Raw genomic sequence first — 21063 nt, 5'->3', positions numbered from 1 at the left:
ATACCTATCTAACCTGCGGTTTCCCTTGTCTCATGCCTCCCATCACCACCGATCTGCCTGCCCTCGCCCAATCGATCAAAGACTGGGGCCGCGAGCTGGGCTTTCAACAAGTCGGCATCAGCGGCCTGGACCTGGCCGAGCATGAACAACACCTGCAACGCTGGCTCGACGCGGGCTACCACGGCGAAATGGAGTACATGGGCGCCCATGGCAGCAAACGCTCCCACCCCGATGAACTGGTGCCCGGCACGTTGCGCGTGGTCTCGCTGCGCATGGACTACCTGCCCGGCGATACGCACATGGCGCATCTGCTGGCCAAGCCGGAAAAAGCCTATATCTCGCGTTACGCCCTGGGCCGCGACTATCACAAGCTGATCCGCAAGCGCGTGCAGCAATTGGCCGACCGCATTCAAGCGCAGATCGGCCCGTTTGGTTTCCGCGCCTTCGTCGACAGCGCGCCGGTGCTGGAAAAAGCCATCGCCGAAAAAGCCGGCCTGGGCTGGATCGGTAAAAACACCCTGGTCCTCAATCGCAAGGCCGGCAGTTATTTCTTCTTGAGCGAGTTGTTTGTCGACTTGCCGCTGCCCATCGACGCGCCCCACAGCACCGAGCATTGCGGGCGGTGCACGGCGTGCCTGGACATTTGCCCGACCAATGCCTTTGTCGGCCCCTATGTGCTGGATGCCCGACGCTGCATTTCCTACCTCACCATCGAGCTCAAGAGCGCGATCCCTGAAGACCTGCGCCCGCTGATCGGCAACCGTGTGTTTGGCTGCGATGACTGTCAGATCGTTTGCCCGTGGAATCGTTTCGCCCGCCCCACCGCCGAAAGCGATTTTAAGCCGCGCCACAATCTGGATAACGCGGAACTGGCCGAGTTGTTTATGTGGGACGAGGATAAATTCCTCAGCAGCACCGAAGGCTCACCCCTGCGCCGTGCCGGCTATGAGCGCTGGCTGCGCAATCTTGCGGTGGGCCTGGGCAATGCGCCGTCGAGCATTCCAGTGCTGGAGGCCTTGAAGGCGCGCCGGGATTACCCCTCGGAATTGGTGCGAGAGCATGTGGAATGGGCGCTGAACCAGCACGCTACGCGCTAGTGCACGTCGTCGTTGTAGACGAACTTGGGCATTTCCCAGTGAAAACGGATCGCCAGCAGGCGCAATAGAAAGCCGCTGAACAGGGTCAGCAGGATGGCTTGCTCGCTCGGCAGTTGCAGGTACAGGCACAGCATGTAGAACCAGGCGGCCAGGAACGACACGCTGGCGTACAGCTCACGGCGGAAAATCAGCGGGATGTCGTTGCAGAAAATATCCCGGAGGATGCCGCCGAAGACCCCGGTGATCACGCCGCTGACCGACGCCACCAGCATGCCATGGCCCATTTCCAGGGCAGTCATGCAACCAATCAGGGTGAAGGCCACCAGGCCCACCGCGTCGAGCGCCAGGAACAGCGAGCGCAAGTGGCGCATCAGCGGAGCAATGAAGATCGTCACCAGTGCGGCAATCGAGGTCAGCACCAGGTATTCCGGGTGTTTGACCCAGGTCAGCGGGTAATGCCCGAGCAGCACGTCGCGCACCGATCCACCGCCCAACGCTGTGACGCAAGCGATCAGCACTACACCAAACCAGTCCATGCCGCGCCGTCCGGCCGACAGCGCGCCGGTCATGGCTTCGGCAGTGATGGCGATGAGGTAGAGCATCAGCAGCATGAGGGCGATCCTTGCAAAGAGGCCGGCAGTCTAATCATTTGCTGATGGCACCAAAAGAGGGCAAGCCATTATCTGCCGTAAACTCGATCCTGTGGCGTCCGGCTTGCCGGCGATGGCGATCTTTGGGGCGCCATCGCCGGCAAGCCGGGCTCCTACAGGATGACGGTCATCAAGCCTTGATGAAATGCTTGCGGTAATGCTGCAGCTCGGCAATCGACTCGCGGATATCATCCAGCGCCAGGTGGGTACTGCCTTTATGGAAGCTGTCTTTGACTTCCGGCGCCCAGCGCGCGGCCAGCTCTTTAAGGGTGGACACATCCAGGTTGCGGTAGTGGAAGTAGCTTTCCAGCGCCTTCATGTGCGTATAAAGGAAGCGGCGGTCCTGGCAGATGCTGTTGCCACAGATCGGCGACTTGCCCTTGGGCACCCACTGTTCCAGGAAGGCGATGGTTTCGGCTTCGGCTTCGGCCATGCTGATGCGGCTGTCACGTACGCGCTGGGTCAGGCCGGAGTTGCCGTGGGTGCGGGTGTTCCACTCGTCCATGGTGGCGAGCACGGCGTCGCTGTGGTGGATGGCGATCACCGGACCTTCGGCCAAGGTGTTGAGGTTGCTGTCGGTGACAATGGTCGCCATCTCGATGATGACGTCGGTGTCGGGGTTCAGACCGGTCATTTCCAGATCGATCCAAATCAGGTTCTGTGGGTTTTGCATGGCTTGATTCTCTTGGCACCTTGGCTTAGCTGCGCAGTTTAGCAGGCAGGGGCGTGCTAGACTCGCGACCGTTTTACCTAACCTTTGCATTATCGACACGGAACACCAATGGCCAAACGCCAGCTCAACCGTCGCCAAAACTGGCGCATCGAAAAGATTCAGGGTGAACGCGCCGCTCGCGCCGCCAAACGTGAATCCTCCGCCGTAGAAGCGCTTGAGGGCGGCGACCTGGGCCCCGAGCAAACGGGCCTGGTGATCGCGCACTTTGGTGTGCAGGTCGAAGTCGAGGCACTCGAAGGCGAACTCGCGGGCCAAGTGTCCCGTTGCCACTTGCGCGCCAACCTGCCTGCGCTGGTCACCGGCGACAAAGTAGTCTGGAGGGCCGGCAACCAGGGCATCGGCGTGATTGTCGCCCAGTTGCCGCGCACCACCGAACTGCGCCGCCCCGACAGCCGTGGCCAGCTCAAGCCGGTGGCGGCCAACGTCGACATGATCGTGATCGTGTTCGCACCGCTGCCCGAGCCCCATGCCAACCTGATCGACCGCTACCTGGTAGCCGCCGAGCATGCCGGCATCCGCCCGCTGTTGCTGCTGAACAAATTCGACCTGATCGACGCACAGAACGCCCCGGCGCTCAACGCCTTGCTGGCGGTGTATCGCACACTGGGTTACCCGGTGCTGGAGGTGTCGGCGCATCACGGCAATGGCATGGAACAGCTGCAACAGCAGTTGGACGGGCGCATCAGCGTGTTTGTAGGCCAGTCTGGCGTGGGCAAGTCTTCGTTGGTCAACAGCCTGCTGCCGGAAGTCGACACCCGCGTAGGGCCACTGTCGGAGCTGTCCGGCCAGGGCACTCACACCACCACCACCGCGCGGTTGTTCCACTTCCCCGGCGGCGGTGAGCTGATCGACTCCCCAGGCATCCGCGAGTTCGGCCTCGGCCACGTCAGCCGCAGCGATGTGGAAGCGGGCTTTATCGAATTCAACGACCTGATCGGCACTTGCCGCTTCCGCGACTGCAAACACGACCGCGAACCCGGCTGTGCATTGCTCAAGGCGCTGGAAGACGGCCGCGTGCAGCAACAGCGGATGAACAGCTATCGGTCGATCATTGCGAGCTTGCCCGAAAGCAGTTACTAAGCCGCAGAAAAAATAAGGCCGCGATCATCGCGGCCTTTTTGTATGTGAGGCCTAGGACCCCGTCCCAGGCACCGTAGGATCCTTCACCCCACCCTCATCAAACAGGTTCAGCTTCTGGCGCAGTTCATGCGCCGGCAACGGTTCCTGACCTGGCGGTATGGCGTTCGGATCAGCCGGTACTTCGCCCGGTGCGCCGGCGCCCGGAGTGGGTTGCGGCGCTGGGGGCTGGTCACCTTCGATCGCACGCTGAGCCTTTTTGGTCAGCACCACGATATCGATACGGCGGTTGATCGGGTTGAACGGGTCCTTGGGGTCAAACAGCTGCGACGATGCAAACCCCACCACGCGCGCCACTTGCGGGTCCGGGTAGCTGCCGGCCACCAGCGCACGGCGTGCGGCGTTGGCGCGGTTGGCGGAAAGCTCCCAGTTGCCGAAGTCGCCCTGCCCTGCATACGGCTTGGCGTCGGTGTGGCCACTGATGCTGATCTTGTTCGGCACCGCCTTGATGGTGTCGGCCATGGCCAGCAAGATGTCTTCAAAGTACGGCTTCAAGCGCGCACTGCCGGAGTCGAACATCGGGCGGTTGGCTGCGTCGGTGATCTGGATGCGCAAGCCGTCCGGGGTGATCTCGAATGAAATCTGATCCTTGAACTTCAGCAGTTGCGGGTTTTCCTCAACCTTGGTCTGCAGTTCTTGCAGCAACAGTTCTAGGCGCTCCTGCTCGACCTGTTCGGCCATGGCTTCGACGGTATCGCGCTCGATCGGGATTTTCTCTTGAGGCGATTCGGTCTTGATTTCCGGGTTGATGGTGCGCTCAGGCGCCAGTTGCGGCGAGCCGCCCAAGTCGATCACGAAGGGCGTACCACTTTCCGAGAAACCAATGGGGTCTTTGAAGTAGCCGGCAATGGCGATCTTCTGTTCAGGCGTGGCGGTGGACATCAGCCACAGCACCAGAAAGAACGCCATCATCGCCGTCGCAAAGTCGGCGAAGGCGATTTTCCAGGCGCCCCCATGGTGCCCCGCAGCGAAGCGCTTGACGCGCTTGATGATTATCGGCTGGTTGTTTTCCATGGCTTAGCGACCACGAACCGCTTGTTCCAGCTCGGCGAAGCTTGGGCGATGTTTCGGGTACAGCACCTTGCGACCGAACTCCACCGCCAGCGACGGCGGCATGCCGGAAGCCGAGGCTACCAGGCTGGCCTTGATCGACTCGTACAGGTTGATTTCTTCCTTGGCGTCATGGGCCAGGGAGGTGGCCAGCGGGCCGAAGAAACCGTAGGCCGCGAGAATACCGAAGAAGGTACCGACCAGTGCCGCACCCACGTGCATGCCGATGGCCGCTTGGTCGCCCTCGCCCAGGGAAGCCATGGTCACCACGATACCCAGTACCGCCGCGACGATACCGAAACCCGGCATACCGTCAGCGATACCGGTCACGGCGTGGGACGGATGCTCCAGCTCTTCTTTAAGGCTGAACAACTCCATGTCGAACAGACCTTCCAGCTCATGGGGGGCCATGTTGCCGGAGGACATGATGCGCAGGTAGTCGCAGATATAGGCGGTCATGCGCTCATCTTTGAGCACGGCCGGGTACTTGGCGAAAATCGGGCTGGCGGCGGCATCTTCGATGTCAGCCTCGATGGCCATCATGCCTTCGCGGCGGCTTTTGTTGAGGATCTCGTAGACCAGGCCCAGAACCTCCAGATAGAAGGTGTGGGTGAAGCGCGAACCGAACATGCCCAGGGACTTCTTGACCACGTGCATGGTCATGTAGCCGGGGTTGGCCTGCAAGAATGCGCCGAACGCCGCACCACCGATGATCAGCACTTCGAAGGGCTGGATCAACGCAGCAATTTTACCGTGGGACAGGACGTAGCCACCGAGCACGCTTGCGATGACGACGATGATGCCGATAATTTTAGCCATAGGGGATGAGTACTTGCGCCGTCGGGTTCATGGACATATTGGGTGTAGCAGAAAACTCTTGTTCTACTTATCGGCAAAACTGCGCCAGACTATAGGCCGTTAAGGCGAAAAGCCAGTTCGGCCCGCTCCGGGCGTGTAGACCGCAAGTGATGATCGCGCCCCAATCATGGCTAATGAAACGACAGTCCCAACTGCAAAACCCAACTCTCTCGCCGCTTGGATCAAGCGCCTGGACGATGTGCTGCTGCCTGTGCCCCAGGCCAGCCACGACCGTGTGTGCAAAGGCATCCGCGACAGCCGCAGTTCGTTGCGAGATATTGCCGAGCTGATGCAAAACAGCCCGGCCCTGGTGCTCAGCGTGATGCGCGAGGCCAACAGCCACACCCATGGCAGCCTGGCGGAACCGGCGGAAAACCTCGAAGTGGCGCTCAACCGCCTGGGCCTCAAGCGCGCCGAAGAACTGCTGGCGCGCCTGCCCTCGGTGCCGGCCCACGAGATTCCTGTGGCGCTGCGCCAATTGTTGCTGGTGAGCCAGCACGCTTCGCAGCAAGCCAACGGCTTGTTCGGCAGCCGCCTGGCGCGGCTGTGGCAGGACATCCACTGGGGCAGCCTGCTGTTCCTGTCGCCGCTGTGGCCGATGGCAGTCGCCTACCCCAAGCTCCTGGAAGAATGGGAGCTGCGGGTTATCCACAAAGGCCAGTCAGCCCGCCAGGTCGAACAGGAACTGTTCGGCGTGCGCCTGCTGGACCTGTGTGTCGGCCTGACCGAAGCCTGGCACCTGCCGATCTGGGTCTCCCAGGGCTACAAGCTGCTGATGAGCGAACAGCGCCTGCTGGTCAAGGCCCTGCACATCGCCCGTGAAGACGACCCGCTGCGCCATCAGCAATTGCTCGATGCCGAACCCAATCTGCGCCGCTGGTTGAACCAGCCCGCCAACACCGTGCTGCTGGCCAACGGCCTGGCGATGTCGGCCCAGGAGTCATGGACCTGCCCGCACACCGAACGCTGGCAATTGCTCACGGCGCTGTACCTGCAACAGCCTTTGGGCGAGGTACAGCAACTGGTCCACCAACAGGCTGTCACCAGCGCCCGCACCGCCTTGATGACTGACCTCTGGCACCCGGCGCTGTCGCTGATCTGGCCGTGGCATGTACAGAAGATTCACCGCGGCCTGTTGCCAGCGCCGCCACCCACCGCCGAGGCCCTGGCCGTGTGGCGCAAGCGTTGCACCGAGTTGCTGGTGGAGCCGAGCCGCTTTGCCAACGCCATGCACTTGACCACCTGCGCCAAGGAAGCCTTGGTCGCCAGTGGCATGCAGCGGGTCATGCTGTTGATGGCTGATCGCGCCCTGAGCACCTTGCGTGTTCACCAGGCCGACGGCCTGCCGAAGGACGCCGCGAACCTGAGCCTGGACGTGGTCAACAGCACCTTGCTGCAACGCTTGCTGGAGAAGTCGGCCCAGGTGCGCCTCAATCCTGAAAACCACGCCCAGTTCGCGGCGTTGCTGCCGCCGATCCTGCGCCGCCTGTTCACCGGCGAGCACCTGCTGCTTCGCTCCCTGAGTTGCAACGGCAAGGTGGTCATGCTGATGGTGGCCGACCAAGGCGGCGGGCCATTCTCGGAAACCACCGTGCAGGCTTTCGGCAAAACCGCCCAATGCATCGAGAAAGCCCTGCACAGCTTTACCAACCGCAGCGCTTGATGCTTGCGCTACAATCGCCCTCCTTTATCGCCAACATTTGTGCCCAGGAGACCTCACATGCCTGACTTCTCTGGCTTGCCGCTGGTGATCGAACCCAGCGACCTGCTTGGTCGCCTCGATGCCGAACACCTGATTCTGGTGGACCTCACCAGTGCCGCCCGCTACGCCGAAGGGCATATCCCCGGCGCGCATTTCGTTGACCCCAAGCGCACCCAACTGGGCCAGCCACCGGCTCCCGGCTTGCTGCCCAGCAAGGCCGAGCTGGAAAAACTGTTCGGCGAATTGGGCCACACCCCTGACGCCACCTACGTGGTCTACGACGACGAAGGCGGCGGCTGGGCCGGGCGGTTCATCTGGATGCTCGACGTGATCGGCCACCCGAAATACCACTACCTCGACGGCGGCTTGCTTGCGTGGCTGGCGGACCAACACCCGGTCTCCACCGAGGTGCCCGTCCCTGTCGGCGGCCCGGTCAGCCTCACGCTGCACGACGGCCCTACCGCCACCCGCGAATACCTGCAAAGCCGCCTGGGCGCCGCCGACCTGGGCATCTGGGACGCGCGCGGCCCGCTGGAGTACTCCGGCGAAAAAGTGCTCGCAGCCAAAGGCGGGCACATCCCCGGCGCAGTGAACTTCGAATGGACGGCCGGCATGGACAAGGCGCGCAACCTGCGCATCCGTCGCGACATGCCGCAGATCCTCGAAGACCTCGGGCTGACCAAAGACAAAGAAATCATCACCCACTGCCAGACTCACCACCGCTCTGGCTTCACCTACCTTGTGGCCAAGGCGCTCGGTTATCCGCGGGTCAAAGGTTATGCCGGTTCCTGGGGCGAATGGGGCAATCACCCCGACACCCCCGTCGAGATTTAAGGTTTAAGGACAGTTATGAAAAAGCAGTTGTTTATCCTCAGCCAATACTTGCTACCGCACCACTTGCTGTCGCGCCTGGCCGGCTGCGTTGCCGAGTGCCGTGTGCGCTGGTTCAAGAACGCCTTCACCAGCTGGTTCGCCAAGCGCTATCAAGTGGACATGTCCCAAGCCCTGGTTGAGGACCTGACCGCTTACGAGCACTTCAATGCCTTCTTCACCCGTGCATTGAAAGACGGCGCCCGCCCATTGGATCAGACCCCTGGAGCGGTGTTGAGCCCTGCCGACGGCGCGGTCAGCCAGCTTGGCCCGATCGAACATGGCCGTGTGTTCCAGGCCAAGGGTCACAGCTTCAGCGTGCTGGAACTGCTGGGTGGGGACGCGGCCTTGTCGGCGCCGTTCATGGGCGGTGACTTCGCGACGGTCTATCTGTCGCCGAAGGACTACCACCGTGTGCACATGCCACTGGCCGGCACTCTGCGGGAAATGGTCTACATCCCGGGCCGTATCTTTTCGGTAAACCAGACCACTGCCGAAAACGTTCCAGAGCTGTTCGCGCGCAATGAGCGTGTTGCCTGCATTTTCGACACCGAGCGCGGCCCGATGGCTGTCGTGTTGGTGGGCGCGATGATCGTCGCGTCGATTGAAACCGTATGGGCCGGCCTGGTGACACCGCCGAAGCGCGAGCTGAAAACCTTCCGCTACGACGAGGCCGCACGTGCGCCGATCCACCTGGAGAAAGGTGCGGAGCTGGGTCGCTTCAAGCTGGGTTCGACCGCGATTGTGTTGTTCGGGCCGGATCAGGTGAAATGGGCAGAAGCACTGGTAGCCGGTTCGCCGGTGCAGATGGGCCAGGGTATTGCACTGCCGAAAGCCTGACCCAAAACCCAATGTAGGAGCGGGCTTGCTCGCGAATACGGAGCATCAGTCGACAGATCAGTGACTGAACCACCGCATTCGCGAGCAAGCCCGCTCCCACCTTTATTTACCGCGTTTCTACCTAGAGCTGGCCGTCGCGGTCGCGGAAGCCCAGCAGATACAGCACGCCATCGAGCCCCAGCGTCGAAATCGCCTGCTTGGCCGACTGCTTCACCAACGGCTTGGCACGGAACGCAACACCCAACCCGGCAATTGCCAGCATCGGCAAGTCATTCGCACCGTCGCCGACCGCAATGGTCTGCTCCAGGCGCAACCCCTCCTTGTGGGCCAACTCCTTCAACAGGTCCGCCTTGCGCTGCGCGTCGACAATCGGCTCCACGGCCACGCCGGTCACCTTGCCATCCACCACTTCCAGCTCATTGGCGAACACATAGTCGATACCCAGCTTGGCCTGCAATTGCTTGGCGAAGTAGGTGAAGCCGCCAGACAGGATGGCAGTCTTGTAGCCCAGGCGCTTGAGTTCGGCGAACAGGGTTTCGGCACCTTCGGTGAGGCGCAGGGAGGCGCCGATGGAATCCAGCACGCTCACGTCCAGGCCCTTGAGCAGCGCAAGGCGCTCTTTGAAGCTGGCGCGGAAGTCGAGTTCACCGGCCATGGCGCGCTCGGTAATCTCGGAAACCTGCTCGCCTACGCCGGCAGCCTTGGCCAGCTCGTCGATGACTTCGGCTTCGATCAGCGTGGAGTCCATGTCGAACACCGCCAGGCGACGGTTGCGACGGAATAGCGAATCTTCCTGGAAGGCGATATCGACGTTCAGCTCCTGGGCCACGCTGAGGAACTCGGCACGCAAGGCTTGTGGGTCGGCCGGCTCACCGCGCACGGAGAACTCGATGCAGCCCTTGCCCTGGTCGGCCGGCGTATCCAGCGGCATGCGACCCGACAGACGGTCGATGTGGTCGATGTTCAGGCCATATTGCGCGGTGATGGAGCTGACGCGCTGCAGTTGCTCAGCAGTGACCTTGCGGGTCAGCAGCGTCACGATGTGGCGTTTTTTGCCCTGGCCCGCGACCCATTGCTGGTAATCCTCTTCGGACACTGGGGTAAAACGCACTTGCTGGTCCAGCTTGTACGCCGTAAACAGGATGTCCTTGAGTACCGAAGACGCCTGTTCCGTGCTCGGGATCTCGACCAGGATGCCGAACGACAGGGTGTCGTGGATCACCGCCTGGCCGATGTCGAGAATGTTCACACCACCCTGGGCCAGCACTCCCGTAATAGCCGCAGTAAGACCCGGGCGGTCTTCACCAGTGATGTTAATCAGGACAATTTCGCGCAAGGCGCACCCCCAGGCTGGAAAAAAACCGCATTCTACCCACTTTCAGTGACCATCGGGCACAGCCAGCGCTTTGCCGGCCCTAGGGCTGTCGCTATACTGCGCGTCAACTTCACGGACCAAGAGCCGAGCGCAAGTGAACCGGCCCACGCCAGTAAAAACCGATAATTTCTTCCTGCTGATCTTCCGGGCACTGCGCCACCGCCGTGTACCGATCGCATTACGCATCGCCAGCCATAACGTGATCCTGGTCGCCCTGGCCCTGGTGATCTACGCCTGCGTGATGGGTTTGCAGTTCAAGCAGGCCATGCACGAGCAGGCCGACGCCCTGGGCGAGAGCTTGACCACCCAGACCGCCACCTCGGCGACTGAGTTGTTGGTGTCCAATGACATCCTCAGCCTCAACGTGCTGCTCAACAACCTGACCAAGAACCCGCTGGTGGCCCACGCCGCCATCTACAGCGTGGACAACCGGATCATGGCCGAAGCCGGGCAACGCCCGAAAAACGGCCTGCTGGGTGAAGCCGAAGGCCTCTACCAGAGCAACATTACGTTTCAGGATGTGAAGGCCGGCCAACTGCGCATCAGCCTGGATATGCAGCAATTCCAGCAGCCGATGACCATCAGCCTGCAAAGCATGGGCATCCTCAGCGCGATCCTGCTGGCATTGGCCTTGGCCCTGAGTTTGCGCCTGGGTCGGCATATCTCTACGCCCTTGATGCAACTGCGCATCTGGCTGCGGGACATTGACGAACACACCCCGGCCACCGACCGCCAGGATGAGATCGGCGACCTGGCGCGCCAGCTTCACGCCAGTTTCGCCCCGGAACCGGTTGTGCGCGAAGTGGAGCCCGAGCCTGAGTTCGACGCCGACTACGACGACGAGCCCGAGTTTGAAGTGCGAGACGCTCCGGTGGCGGGCCTGAAGCCTGCCACCCGCCAGGCGTTCAAGGCCGAAGAGGACGAGCTGGACGACGAAGACCCCTTCGCCGACCTGCGCGACACCTCGGCCGGCGCGCCGGCCGTTGCCGCCAAACCGGCGCCGGTGAAGAGCACCGAGCCCCAGTTCAGCGCCGTACTGGCCGTGCAAATGGGTGCCCAGGACCAACTGCGCCGCCTGCCACGCGCACGCCTGACCGAGCTACTGGAACGCTATCGTGACTGCCTCGACCAGGCCGCATCGCTGTACCAGGGCGAGCTGCATACTCTGAACGATGGCAGCACGCTGATGCTGTTCCACAGCGAAGACAGCGGCGAAGACTACCTGACCAACGCCATTTGCTGCGGCGAGCTGCTGCGCGCCCTGGGCCATGAATTGCAGATCGAAGTGGCGGACAGCGGCATCACCCTGCAATTGCAGCTGGGCCTGACGGTCGGCGACGATTTGTTCGGCATGAGCCAGATCGACCTGTTGCTCACCGAGATTGCCCAGGATGCCCTGGCCCTGTCGCAACACAGCCGCAACCTGCTGCTGGTGGAGCGCAAGATCAGTGAAGACACGCTGATCCGCCAGCGCGCGCGTATCCGCCCGATTGCCAGCCCCGAGGGTGCCAGTTGTGTGGAGCGTTTGATGGAGCCGTACCCCTCGATGCTGGAGCGTCAGTTGGCGCGGATGCATGAGACCCGCACCAAGGGCTGATCACCGCCCCTCTGTAGGGATCGCCGGCAACCCGGCTCCTACAGGGGGTAGGTTTCAAGCCAACGAAAAAGGCCCGCTGATTCAGCGGGCCTTTTGTTTGTCTGCCATTCAGATCAGAACCTGAACACTTCCATATCCGTACGGATCGGCGTGGCCATCGGCATTTTCGGCTTCCGCGGCTCTGCCGGCTTGGCCTGCGCCGGGGCGCTCTGCTTGCGGGGTGCCTCGGCAATCGGCGGCTGGTTGGCCAAAGGCTTGAGCGCCACCGACAACTGCCGAGCCAGATGCTGCAACAATACGCCCTGAGCCTGGACCTGGGACGCGGTGGTGCCGGTGTGTTGTTCCTGCAAGTGCACGATACGGTTATCACGCACCTGGCCGCGACGGTCGATCAAACGCCATTGTGCATCGAGGATCGCCGGTTGCGACGTACCTGAATCAAGCCGGGTGATGGTCAGCAGCACCTGCACATCCGGGGTGAAGCCGGGGGGTGCGGGCGCCAGCACTACGCGCTGGCTGTCCAACTGGCCTGCCACCTGGCGCAACATCAACTGGTTGATGTCGGAGGACAAGCTGCCCGCCCAACGACCATCGGTGGAACCTTGCAGGCTGCCGTCATTCTGACGTTGCAGGAGGGTTTCACGTTGCAGGTAGTCAGCCACGACTACCGGACCCAGCAAAACCGCCATGCCAGCGGTTTGTGCTGGCTGAGCCGGACTTCCGCTGTCCAGCTGGTACAGCGACACCGGCTGGTGTGTGCTGCAACCCGCCAGCCCCAAAAGGCCAGCGAGCATGAAAATAAAAGGAAGGCGTGGAGCAGTCATCATCCCATCCAGGTGGCTGCCACAAGGCGAACCACAATGTAATACTAAAAATAACCTAAACACGCTCGGCCACGCCGGCGCTGGAAAGGCCATATCATCCGTGAATATGCGCCATGACTCCAGCGCCAAAGCGTCGATCTACGGGTTAAATCGTAGATCGAGGGCTCTAATACGCGTTAAACCGGCGTTTCCACCAACAAAGCATCCACGCGCTGGAAGCCACGAGGCAATTTGTTACCACGCCGACCGCGCTCACCCTTGTAATGCTCAAGGTCGTCAGGACGCAACGACAGGGTACGTTTACCGGCCTGAAGCACCAACGTCGCGCCTTCCGGGATTACCGCGATATCGGTCACGTACTCTTCGCGACTGGCCACGCGCTCGCCGGGAATACCAATGATCTTGTTGCCTTTGCCTTTACCCAACTGCGGCAGGTCGCTGATTTTGAACACCAGCAAGCGACCTTCGGTGGTGACCGACGCCAGCCAGTTGCTCTCACGGTCGTCCACCGGCCGCGGCAGGATCACCTTGGCGTTGTTCGGCAAGCTCAGCAAGGCCTTGCCGGCCTTGTTCTTGGCCTGCAGGTCTTCACCTTTCACCACAAACCCGTAGCCCGCGTCGGAGGCGATCACGTACAGCGCATCATCGTCCGGCAGCAGCACGCACTCGAAATTCGCCCCTGGCGGCGGCGTCAGGCGCCCGGTCAATGGCTCGCCCTGCCCTCGTGCAGACGGCAAGGTGTGCGCCGGCACCGAATAACTGCGCCCAGTGGAGTCAATAAACACCGCAAACTGGTTGGAACGCCCGGCGGCGGCGGTCTTGAACCCGTCACCCGCCTTATACGACAAACCAGTGGCGTCAATATCATGCCCCTTGGCGGAACGAACCCAACCCTTTTCCGACAGAACGACGGTAATTTTCTCGTTCGGCAGCAGTTCGGTCTCGGTCAGCGCTTTCGCCTCAGCGCGCTCGACGATCGGCGAGCGACGGTCGTCGCCATAGGTTTCGGCGTCTTTGATCAGCTCGCTGCGCACCAGCTTCTTGAGCTTGGCCTCGCTGCCCAGCAACGCTTGCAGCTTGGCTTGTTCCTTGAGCAACGCGTCCTGTTCGTCGCGCAGCTTCATTTCTTCCAGTCGTGCCAACTGACGCAAGCGGGTGTCGAGGATGTAGTCCGCCTGGATCTCGCTGAGCTCGAAACGCGCGATCAGCTCGGCTTTCGGGTGCTCGGCGGTACGAATGATGTGGATCACTTCATCCAGGTTGAGGTAGGCGATCAACAAGCCGTCCAACAGGTGCAAGCGGCGCTCGACCTTGTCGAGGCGGAATTGCAGGCGGCGACGCACGGTCTGCACGCGGAACTCCAGCCACTCCACCAGCAGGTTGCGCAGGTTTTTCAGCTGCGGTTTGCCATCCAGGCCAATGATATTGACGTTGACCCGGTAGCTGGACTCCAGGTCCGTGCTGGCAAAGAGGTGCTGCATCAGCACTTCGTGATCGACCCGGCTGTTGGTCGGGATGATCACGATGCGGCACGGGTTTTCGTGGTCGGACTCGTCACGCAGGTCGGCAACTTGCGGCAGTTTCGACGGTTTGGCCTGCATCAGCGCGGCGATTTGCTCCAGCACTTTGGCGCCCGATACCTGGTGCGGCAGCGCGGTGACAATAATGTCGCCATCTTCGACGTGGTACACGGCACGCATGCGCACCGAGCCCTTGCCGGTTTCGTACATTTTCAGCAGGTCGGCACGCGGCGTGATGATTTCCGCTTCGGTCGGGTAGTCCGGGCCCTGGATATGCTCGCAGAGCTGTTCGACCGTGGCTTTCGGCTCATCCAGCAGGCGTACGCAAGCGCTGGCGACTTCGCGCAGGTTGTGCGGCGGTACGTCGGTGGCCATGCCCACGGCAATACCGGTGGTGCCATTGAGCAGGATGTTCGGCAAACGTGCCGGCAACACCAGGGGTTCTTCGAGGGTGCCGTCAAAGTTCGGGCCCCAGTTCGCGGTGCCCTGGCCCAATTCGCTGAGCAGCACTTCCGAATAACGCGACAGGCGGGCTTCGGTATAACGCATGGCGGCGAACGACTTGGGATCATCCGGCGCACCCCAGTTACCCTGGCCGTCCACCAACGTGTAGCGATAGCTGAACGGCTGGGCCATCAGCACCATGGCTTCGTAGCACGCCGAATCGCCGTGGGGGTGGAACTTACCGAGCACGTCACCGACGGTTCGCGCCGACTTCTTGTGCTTGGAATCAGCGTCCAGGCCCAACTCACTCATGGCGTAGATGATGCGCCGTTGTACGGGCTTCAGGCCGTCGCCGATATGCGGCAAGGCACGGTCCATGATCACGTACATGGAGTAGTTGAGGTAGGCATTTTCGGTGAAGTCAGCCAGCGACCGGCGTTCTACGCCATCTAAGCTGTCTGCGAGGATGTCACTCATGCGGGCCTCATCATGGTCTGGTATGGCGCAACGGAACTGCCGTTGCACCGGGTCAATTCAAAAAAACAGGGGCTCATGGCTGGGCGCTCCAGCCACCGGCAGGGGCGGCGAAACGATAGACCACGGGGCGTTTTTCACCATCGGCACGCGGGCCGAAATTATTGTCGATGCCCAGCCAGGCACCCTCGGCATCGACCACCAGGGCTTCTGCCAGGCCATAGGGCTGGGGATAACGCCGCTCGGGTGTCAGCGTCTCGTCGGCAAACGACCAGCACAGCTCGACCTTGGCGGTGACCGCATCACGCCGGCAAATCTGGAACGCATTGCGCTCCAGGGTAAACAGTTTGCCGTTGAACAGCGCCAGGTCGGCGAAGTCCTTGGACACGGCCTTGGCATCGGTGAACTTGGCCGGCTGCATTTCCTGGCCGGCCTCACTCAGCAATACGCAGGGACCGTCACAGCCCCACAGGCTTTGCGGACGCTTGATCGAAATCAGCCCGCGCCGCTCACGCTCGGCCGCCAACCAAATCTGATTGCCTTGCGGGTTGATCGCCAGGCCTTCAAACAACGCATTGAAGTGCAGCAACATGCCGCTGGCCCGCGCTTCACGCACCATGCCTGGGTCGATTTTCAACCACTCAGGCGCGCCCGTGACCGGCACTTGCAGCACCGCCGCATGGGCTTCGCTGACAATATAGCGGTTACCGGCGGCGTCGCAGGTGATGCCTTCAAAGTCCAGGTCGCCACCGCGAATGAACGAAGCGGCCTTGGTGCGCGAACGCAACCCCCACGGCAGCCCGGATTCAGGCACCGGCGGCACGTCGATCTTCACGGCTTCGGCCTGCCAGGTCGGCGCGCTGATATCCAGGCGGTAGATCTGGTCGTCATCGCGGTCGGAGACCGTCCACAAGTCGTTGCCACACAGTGCCAGCCCCGACAGATTACCGCCGCGCATGCCGTCCACCGGGTGCTCGGACACCCGCTTTAGCTCAGCCACGGGTGCGGCAACCACCTCGGTGGCCACCCACCCGCTCAACATCAGGATCGCCAGGGCGAAACCTGTGCGCATCAGCCCAGGACCTCGGCCAGGTTGCCTTTGGATTCCAGCCAAGACTTGCGGTCCGGCGCGCGTTTCTTCGCCAACAGCATGTCCATCATTTCCGAGGTTTCGGCGAAGTCTTCGCCCAGCGTCAACTGCACCAGGCGCCGCGTGTTCGGGTCCATGGTGGTTTCGCGCAGTTGTGGCGGGTTCATTTCACCCAGGCCTTTGAATCGCGTGACCTGTGGCTTGCCGCGTTTCTTCTCGGCCACCAGGCGGTCGAGGATGCCATCACGCTCGGCGTCGTCCAGGGCGTAGTAAATCTCTTTGCCCATGTCGATACGGTACAGCGGTGGCATGGCGACGTAGACGTGACCGGCATCCACCAATGGGCGGAAGTGCTGGACGAACAGCGCACACAGCAGCGTCGCGATGTGCAAGCCGTCGGAGTCGGCGTCGGCGAGGATGCAGATCTTGCCGTAGCGCAGCTGGCTCATGTCCGCCGCACCTGGGTCAACGCCAATGGCCACGGCGATGTTGTGCACCTCCTGGCTGGCCAGGACTTCGCTGCCATCGACTTCCCAAGTGTTGAGGATCTTGCCCCGCAACGGCAGGATCGCCTGGAATTCCTTGTCCCGCGCTTGCTTGGCGGAACCGCCGGCGGAGTCACCTTCCACCAGGAACAGCTCGGAGCGCATCGGGTCCTGCCCGGCGCAATCGGCTAGCTTGCCGGGCAATGCCGGGCCCTGGGTGATGCGCTTGCGCTCGACTTTCTTGCTGGCCTTCAGGCGACGACCAGCGTTGTTGATCGCCAGTTCAGCCAGGGCCAGGCCTAATTCTGGGTGTTCGTTGAGCCACAGGCTGAACGCGTCCTTGACCACGCCGGAGACAAACGCCGCCGCTTCACGGGACGACAGGCGTTCCTTGGTCTGGCCGGAGAACTGCGGCTCCTGCATCTTCATCGACAGCACGAACGCGATGCGCTCCCACACGTCTTCCGGCGCAAGCTTCACGCCGCGCGGCAGCAGGCTGCGGTATTCGCAGAATTCGCGCATGGCATCCAGCAAGCCCTGGCGCAAACCGTTGACGTGCGTGCCGCCCTGGGCCGTGGGGATCAGGTTGACGTAGCTTTCCTGCACGCTGTCGCCGCCTTCGGGCAACCACAGCAGCGCCCAGTCCACGGCTTCTTTATTACCGGCCAGGCTGCCGCAGAACGGCTCGTTGGGCAGGCGTTCGAACTCGCTGACGGAATCTTCCAGGTACGAGCGCAGGCCATCTTCGTAGTGCCATTCGACCTTCTCACCGGTGCCTTTGTCTTCAAAAGTCACCAGCAGGCCTGGGCACAGCACGGCCTTGGCCTTGAGCACGTGCTTGAGGCGGCTGATGGAGAATTTTGGCGAATCGAAGTATTTCGGGTCCGGGGCGAAGTACACGCTGGTGCCGGTGTTGCGCTTGCCAACGGTGCCGATCACTTCCAGGTCGGTGGCTTTGTAGCCATCGGCGAAGGTCATCTGGTACTCGTTGCCGTCGCGCTTGACCTTCACCCGTACCAGCGTGGACAGGGCGTTGACCACGGAAATACCCACACCGTGCAGGCCACCGGAGAATTGGTAGTTCTTGTTGGAGAACTTGCCACCGGCGTGCAGCTTGGTGAGGATCAGCTCGACGCCCGGCACGCCCTCTTCGGGGTGGATGTCCACTGGCATGCCACGACCATCGTCGGACACTTCCAGGGAATGGTCTGCGTGGAGAATGACATGCACCGACTTGGCGTGCCCAGCCAAGGCTTCGTCGACGCTGTTGTCGATGACTTCCTGGGCAAGGTGGTTCGGCCGACTGGTGTCGGTGTACATGCCGGGGCGTTTGCGCACCGGGTCGAGGCCCGAGAGGACTTCGATGGCGTCGGCGTTATAAGAGCTAGCGCTGGGAGTGGCCATGGGGTCTCGTCGTGAGTCGTTCGATTAAAAAGTGACCTGCGATTCTTACAATGAAGAAAAATCGAAGGATTGATACTGATCTGCGCCAATGCCGGCAAAGCTCAACATGGCCGGCAATTGCTGGGCGAACCCCTGGTAACCATGGTCGCCCCCGGCCTGGATGCGCAAGGCACAGGCCCGGTAGTACTGCTGGGCGAGGCGATAGTCCAGGGTTTCATCCCCGGTCTGCAACCACACCTGATACCGCGCGGCATCCTGGGGCGCCGGCACTTCCAGCTCGGCCAGCGCCGCGACGTGGTCGTGGGTCAGTTCCCAGGTTTCATCGGTGTAGAGGTTCTTCTGGGTGCCCAGGTAACCGTCGAACATCCGATGAGGGCTGACCGCCGGGTTCACCAGCAACGCCTTGAGGCCATGGCGTTCGGCAAGATGGGTTGCATAGTAGCCGCCGAGTGAGCTGCCGACCAGCAGTGGCCGCCCCAGTTCAGCGATAGCCGCTTCCAACTGAGGAATCGCCTGACGGGGATGGTGATGCAGGGCCGGAACGCGCAATTGGTCGGCCATGCCGAGAGCGTCCATCACGGTGATCAGTTGGCTGGCCTTATTGGACGCCGGCGCACTGTTGAAACCGTGGATATACAGGATCGAAGCGGACATGCCGGGCTCTCCATGCTTGCGCCAAAAAAGGCGCAGTTTACAGGGATCGAAGCCGTGTGTGATGCACTCAATCCAAAGGACACAGAAGACCCACTGTGGGCGCTGGCTTACCGGCGATGGCGGTGTACCCATCACACATTTATAGACTGGCACACTGCCATCGCCGGCAAGCCAGCTCCCACAGGTTGATCAGCGTTTACAGGTTTTAATAGCCGTTACTGCCGTAATCGACGGTAAAGTTGAAGCCTTGGACCCGCTCCACCCCAGTCTCCAACCGTCCGTCGGCATGCAGGCGCAGCCAGCGATAACCCGGCGCTTGCTCACTGACCTTGAAATCTTCGCTGCCCGGCGCGAACTGGATGCAGGTGGACGGCGACGCCAGCAAGCGCACGCCGTTGCGCTCGCGGTCGATTTCCTGGTGCACGTGGCCCCAGAGTACCGCCCGCACCTGTGGGAACCGGTCGAGCACAGCAAACAAAGCATCAGGATTGCGCAGGCCAATAGGCTCCATCCAGGCGCACCCGATAGGCACGGGATGATGATGGAAGCACACCAGATGATGCCGGTTCGGTGCTTCGCTCAGGGCCTGGGCGAGCAGTTGCAGTTGTTGATCCTGCAGGTAGCCCGGCACGGAGCCTGGTACAGCGGAGTCCAGCAGGGTCACGCGCCAGTTGCCGATATCGACCACCGGTTCCAGCAGGTCACTGTGCACGGCGGCGCGGGCCATGATCTGCGGTTCGTCGTGATTACCGGGGATCCAGCGCGTCGGTGCACCCATGGGCGCGGTCATGTCGCGAAATTGCTGGTACGACTCAAGCGTGCCGTCCTGGGACAGGTCCCCCGTGGCCAGTACCAGATCAATGCGCGGCTGTTGCGCGCTCACCAACTCGATCACGCGCTGCAGGCTTTCACGGGTGTTCATGCCCAGCAGCGTGCCGTCGGCCTCGGCGAACAAATGGCTGTCGGACAGTTGCACCAGCAATGCCGGCGCATCGGGGCTCACGGTGGATACGCTCGGCAAGGCGCTCTCCCAAGGCAATCACAGGAATGGACGTTTGGCGTGATTATGCTGGGGCAGGACGCAAAGAGGAAACCCAGGAAGCAGACGCAGTTCACATCTACCGCACAGCTTCGAACTCATGGCCCAGGGCCAGGCAGTGGCTCAACCATTCACCGAGGAACACATTGAGCTGTGCTTTCTCATCGGGCTGGTGCATGAACACGTTGGGGTAAGGATAGATGCTGCGAAAGCGCCGCGCATGTTCGGCGCTGATCACTTCGGCCATTCGCGCGTCGTGGTAGACCTGCACCTCCAGTTGCGGCACCGGCAGCCACGGCAAGCTGTGTTCCTGACGCACACGCAGGGTGGTGGTGTAGGGGCAGTTGACGATGACCTCCAGGGCCAGCACGCCGAGCATCTGGTCGCCGTGGGTCACACCGATGCGCCGCGCCTCCGGGGCGTGGCGCATATCGGGGAGCAGGCGCATCAACCGCGCGTAATTGGCCTCGCAGGCTGCTTGCAGCCCGATCAGGTCGACTCGATAACGTTCCCGTGCCTTTACTGCCATAACCCCCTCACTTCTGCGCGATTAAGCGCAAGCCATTGCAGGGCGATGATGCTGGCTGCATTGGAAATTTTGCCGTCACGCACCGCTTGCAGGGCATCTTCGAAGGCCCATACGGTGACGCGGATATCTTCAGCTTCTTCTTCCAATCCATGGACGCCACCTACACCGGCGCTGTCGCAGCGGCCCAGGTACAAGTGCACGTATTCTGTACTGCCGCCGGGTGACGGGAAATATTGGGTGATCGGCCACAGTGCCGAGAATGTCAGCCCAGCTTCCTCCTCGGCTTCGCGGTGTGCAACCTCCTCCGGTTGCTCATCCTTGTCGATCAGGCCCGCGACCATCTCGATCAGCCAGGGGTTGTCGGTACGGCCCATGGCGCCGACGCGAAATTGCTCGTTCAACACCACTTCATCGCGCTGCGGGTCGTAGGGCAACACACACACGGCGTCGTGGCGAACGAAGATTTCACGATTGATCACCCGGCTCATGCCGCCATCGAACTTTTCGTGGCGCAGTTGCATGCGATCAAGCTTGTAGAAGCCCTTGTAGGCATTCTCGCGCTGAACAATTTCGATTTTGCTCGGCTTCGATTTTGCAAAGTCCGTCATGTCCCATCCTCGTTAAGCCTGCGCAATGGGCGCCATCCTAACGCGCTCCTGCACCTTGGCGCAGCCCCTTTCCAGTTGCCGGG

General features: G+C 61.8%; 19 protein-coding genes. 6 read left to right on the top strand and 13 right to left on the bottom strand.

The features are described 5' to 3' along the window. The first annotated feature begins 32 nt into the window (after positions 1-32). Positions 33-1097, top strand: coding sequence for a tRNA epoxyqueuosine(34) reductase QueG (queG, locus tag KUA23_RS02630; RefSeq protein ID WP_252993408.1), 1065 nt, complete (start codon positions 33-35; stop codon positions 1095-1097). On the opposite strand, the gene KUA23_RS02625 is transcribed toward queG, so the two are convergent. Then, complete coding sequence (locus KUA23_RS02625) at positions 1094-1708, bottom strand: trimeric intracellular cation channel family protein (protein ID WP_078046596.1); 615 nt, start codon at positions 1706-1708, stop codon at positions 1094-1096. The two genes, queG and KUA23_RS02625, sit on opposite strands and share 4 nt — an antisense overlap. Before the next feature lie 169 nt (positions 1709-1877). Continuing rightward, positions 1878-2420, bottom strand: a complete 543-nt coding sequence (gene orn / locus KUA23_RS02620; RefSeq protein WP_024073074.1) for an oligoribonuclease — start codon at positions 2418-2420, stop codon at positions 1878-1880. 108 nt (positions 2421-2528) lie between these two features. Between orn and rsgA the strand changes: the two genes are divergently transcribed. Beyond that, complete coding sequence (gene rsgA / locus KUA23_RS02615) at positions 2529-3560, top strand: small ribosomal subunit biogenesis GTPase RsgA (RefSeq protein ID WP_078046595.1); 1032 nt, start codon at positions 2529-2531, stop codon at positions 3558-3560. Positions 3561-3611: 51 nt separating this feature from the next. On the opposite strand, the gene motB is transcribed toward rsgA, so the two are convergent. Together motB and motA are read right to left on the bottom strand one after the other, a co-directional pair. After that, a complete protein-coding gene (gene motB, locus KUA23_RS02610; protein ID WP_078046594.1) occupies positions 3612-4631 on the bottom strand; it encodes a flagellar motor protein MotB in 1020 nt (339 codons plus the stop codon). Positions 4632-4634: 3 nt separating this feature from the next. Next, on the bottom strand, positions 4635-5486 hold the full coding sequence (gene motA / locus KUA23_RS02605) for a flagellar motor stator protein MotA (protein ID WP_016976894.1): 852 nt from the start codon (positions 5484-5486) through the stop codon (positions 4635-4637). 166 nt (positions 5487-5652) lie between these two features. Here motA and KUA23_RS02600 point away from each other — a divergent pair, with 166 nt between their 5' ends. From KUA23_RS02600 to asd, 3 genes are read left to right on the top strand one after another with little or no spacing between them, the layout of a single operon-like run. Continuing rightward, positions 5653-7188 carry an HDOD domain-containing protein gene (locus tag KUA23_RS02600; RefSeq protein ID WP_252993407.1) on the top strand — a complete coding sequence of 512 codons (1536 nt, stop codon included), beginning with the start codon at positions 5653-5655 and terminating at the stop codon, positions 7186-7188. Positions 7189-7245: 57 nt separating this feature from the next. Then, positions 7246-8061: a thiosulfate sulfurtransferase gene (gene rhdA / locus KUA23_RS02595; RefSeq protein WP_252993406.1), complete on the top strand. Its 816-nt coding sequence runs from the start codon at positions 7246-7248 to the stop codon at positions 8059-8061. A gap of 15 nt (positions 8062-8076) precedes the next feature. Next, positions 8077-8937, top strand: a complete 861-nt coding sequence (gene asd / locus KUA23_RS02590; protein ID WP_078046591.1) for an archaetidylserine decarboxylase — start codon at positions 8077-8079, stop codon at positions 8935-8937. A gap of 121 nt (positions 8938-9058) precedes the next feature. On the opposite strand, the gene serB is transcribed toward asd, so the two are convergent. Continuing rightward, positions 9059-10273 carry a phosphoserine phosphatase SerB gene (serB, locus tag KUA23_RS02585; protein ID WP_252993405.1) on the bottom strand — a complete coding sequence of 405 codons (1215 nt, stop codon included), beginning with the start codon at positions 10271-10273 and terminating at the stop codon, positions 9059-9061. Positions 10274-10406: 133 nt separating this feature from the next. Between serB and KUA23_RS02580 the strand changes: the two genes are divergently transcribed. Then, positions 10407-11909, top strand: coding sequence for an AhpA/YtjB family protein (locus tag KUA23_RS02580; RefSeq protein WP_078046590.1), 1503 nt, complete (start codon positions 10407-10409; stop codon positions 11907-11909). A 113-nt stretch (positions 11910-12022) separates the two neighbouring features. Here KUA23_RS02580 and KUA23_RS02575 read toward each other — a convergent pair whose 3' ends face one another. From KUA23_RS02575 to KUA23_RS02540, 8 genes are all read right to left on the bottom strand, one after another. Continuing rightward, positions 12023-12733, bottom strand: coding sequence for a PqiC family protein (locus KUA23_RS02575; RefSeq protein ID WP_252993404.1), 711 nt, complete (start codon positions 12731-12733; stop codon positions 12023-12025). A 176-nt stretch (positions 12734-12909) separates the two neighbouring features. Beyond that, positions 12910-15174: a DNA topoisomerase IV subunit A gene (parC, locus tag KUA23_RS02570; protein WP_078046588.1), complete on the bottom strand. Its 2265-nt coding sequence runs from the start codon at positions 15172-15174 to the stop codon at positions 12910-12912. A 73-nt stretch (positions 15175-15247) separates the two neighbouring features. Beyond that, positions 15248-16243, bottom strand: a complete 996-nt coding sequence (locus KUA23_RS02565; RefSeq protein WP_078046587.1) for an esterase-like activity of phytase family protein — start codon at positions 16241-16243, stop codon at positions 15248-15250. After that, positions 16243-18150 (bottom strand): DNA topoisomerase IV subunit B, encoded by a 1908-nt coding sequence (parE, locus tag KUA23_RS02560; protein WP_078046586.1) that lies wholly within the window; start codon positions 18148-18150, stop codon positions 16243-16245. Before parE ends, KUA23_RS02565 begins: the two co-directional genes overlap by 1 nt. Positions 18151-18195: 45 nt before the next feature. After that, complete coding sequence (locus KUA23_RS02555) at positions 18196-18804, bottom strand: YqiA/YcfP family alpha/beta fold hydrolase (protein ID WP_078046585.1); 609 nt, start codon at positions 18802-18804, stop codon at positions 18196-18198. 205 nt (positions 18805-19009) lie between these two features. Further along, positions 19010-19825 (bottom strand): 3',5'-cyclic-AMP phosphodiesterase, encoded by an 816-nt coding sequence (gene cpdA, locus KUA23_RS02550; protein WP_099493516.1) that lies wholly within the window; start codon positions 19823-19825, stop codon positions 19010-19012. A 97-nt stretch (positions 19826-19922) separates the two neighbouring features. Next, positions 19923-20372: a DUF1249 domain-containing protein gene (locus tag KUA23_RS02545; RefSeq protein ID WP_012721893.1), complete on the bottom strand. Its 450-nt coding sequence runs from the start codon at positions 20370-20372 to the stop codon at positions 19923-19925. Further along, complete coding sequence (locus KUA23_RS02540; RefSeq protein ID WP_078046583.1) at positions 20363-20980, bottom strand: NUDIX domain-containing protein; 618 nt, start codon at positions 20978-20980, stop codon at positions 20363-20365. The genes KUA23_RS02545 and KUA23_RS02540 overlap by 10 nt, the downstream gene beginning before the upstream one ends. Positions 20981-21063 lie beyond the last annotated feature (83 nt).

The organism is Pseudomonas pergaminensis, assembly GCF_024112395.2.
Lineage (GTDB): Bacteria > Pseudomonadota > Gammaproteobacteria > Pseudomonadales > Pseudomonadaceae > Aquipseudomonas > Aquipseudomonas pergaminensis.
Note: the sequence above shows the minus strand (reverse complement) of the source record. Positions and strands in the feature narration are given on the sequence as shown.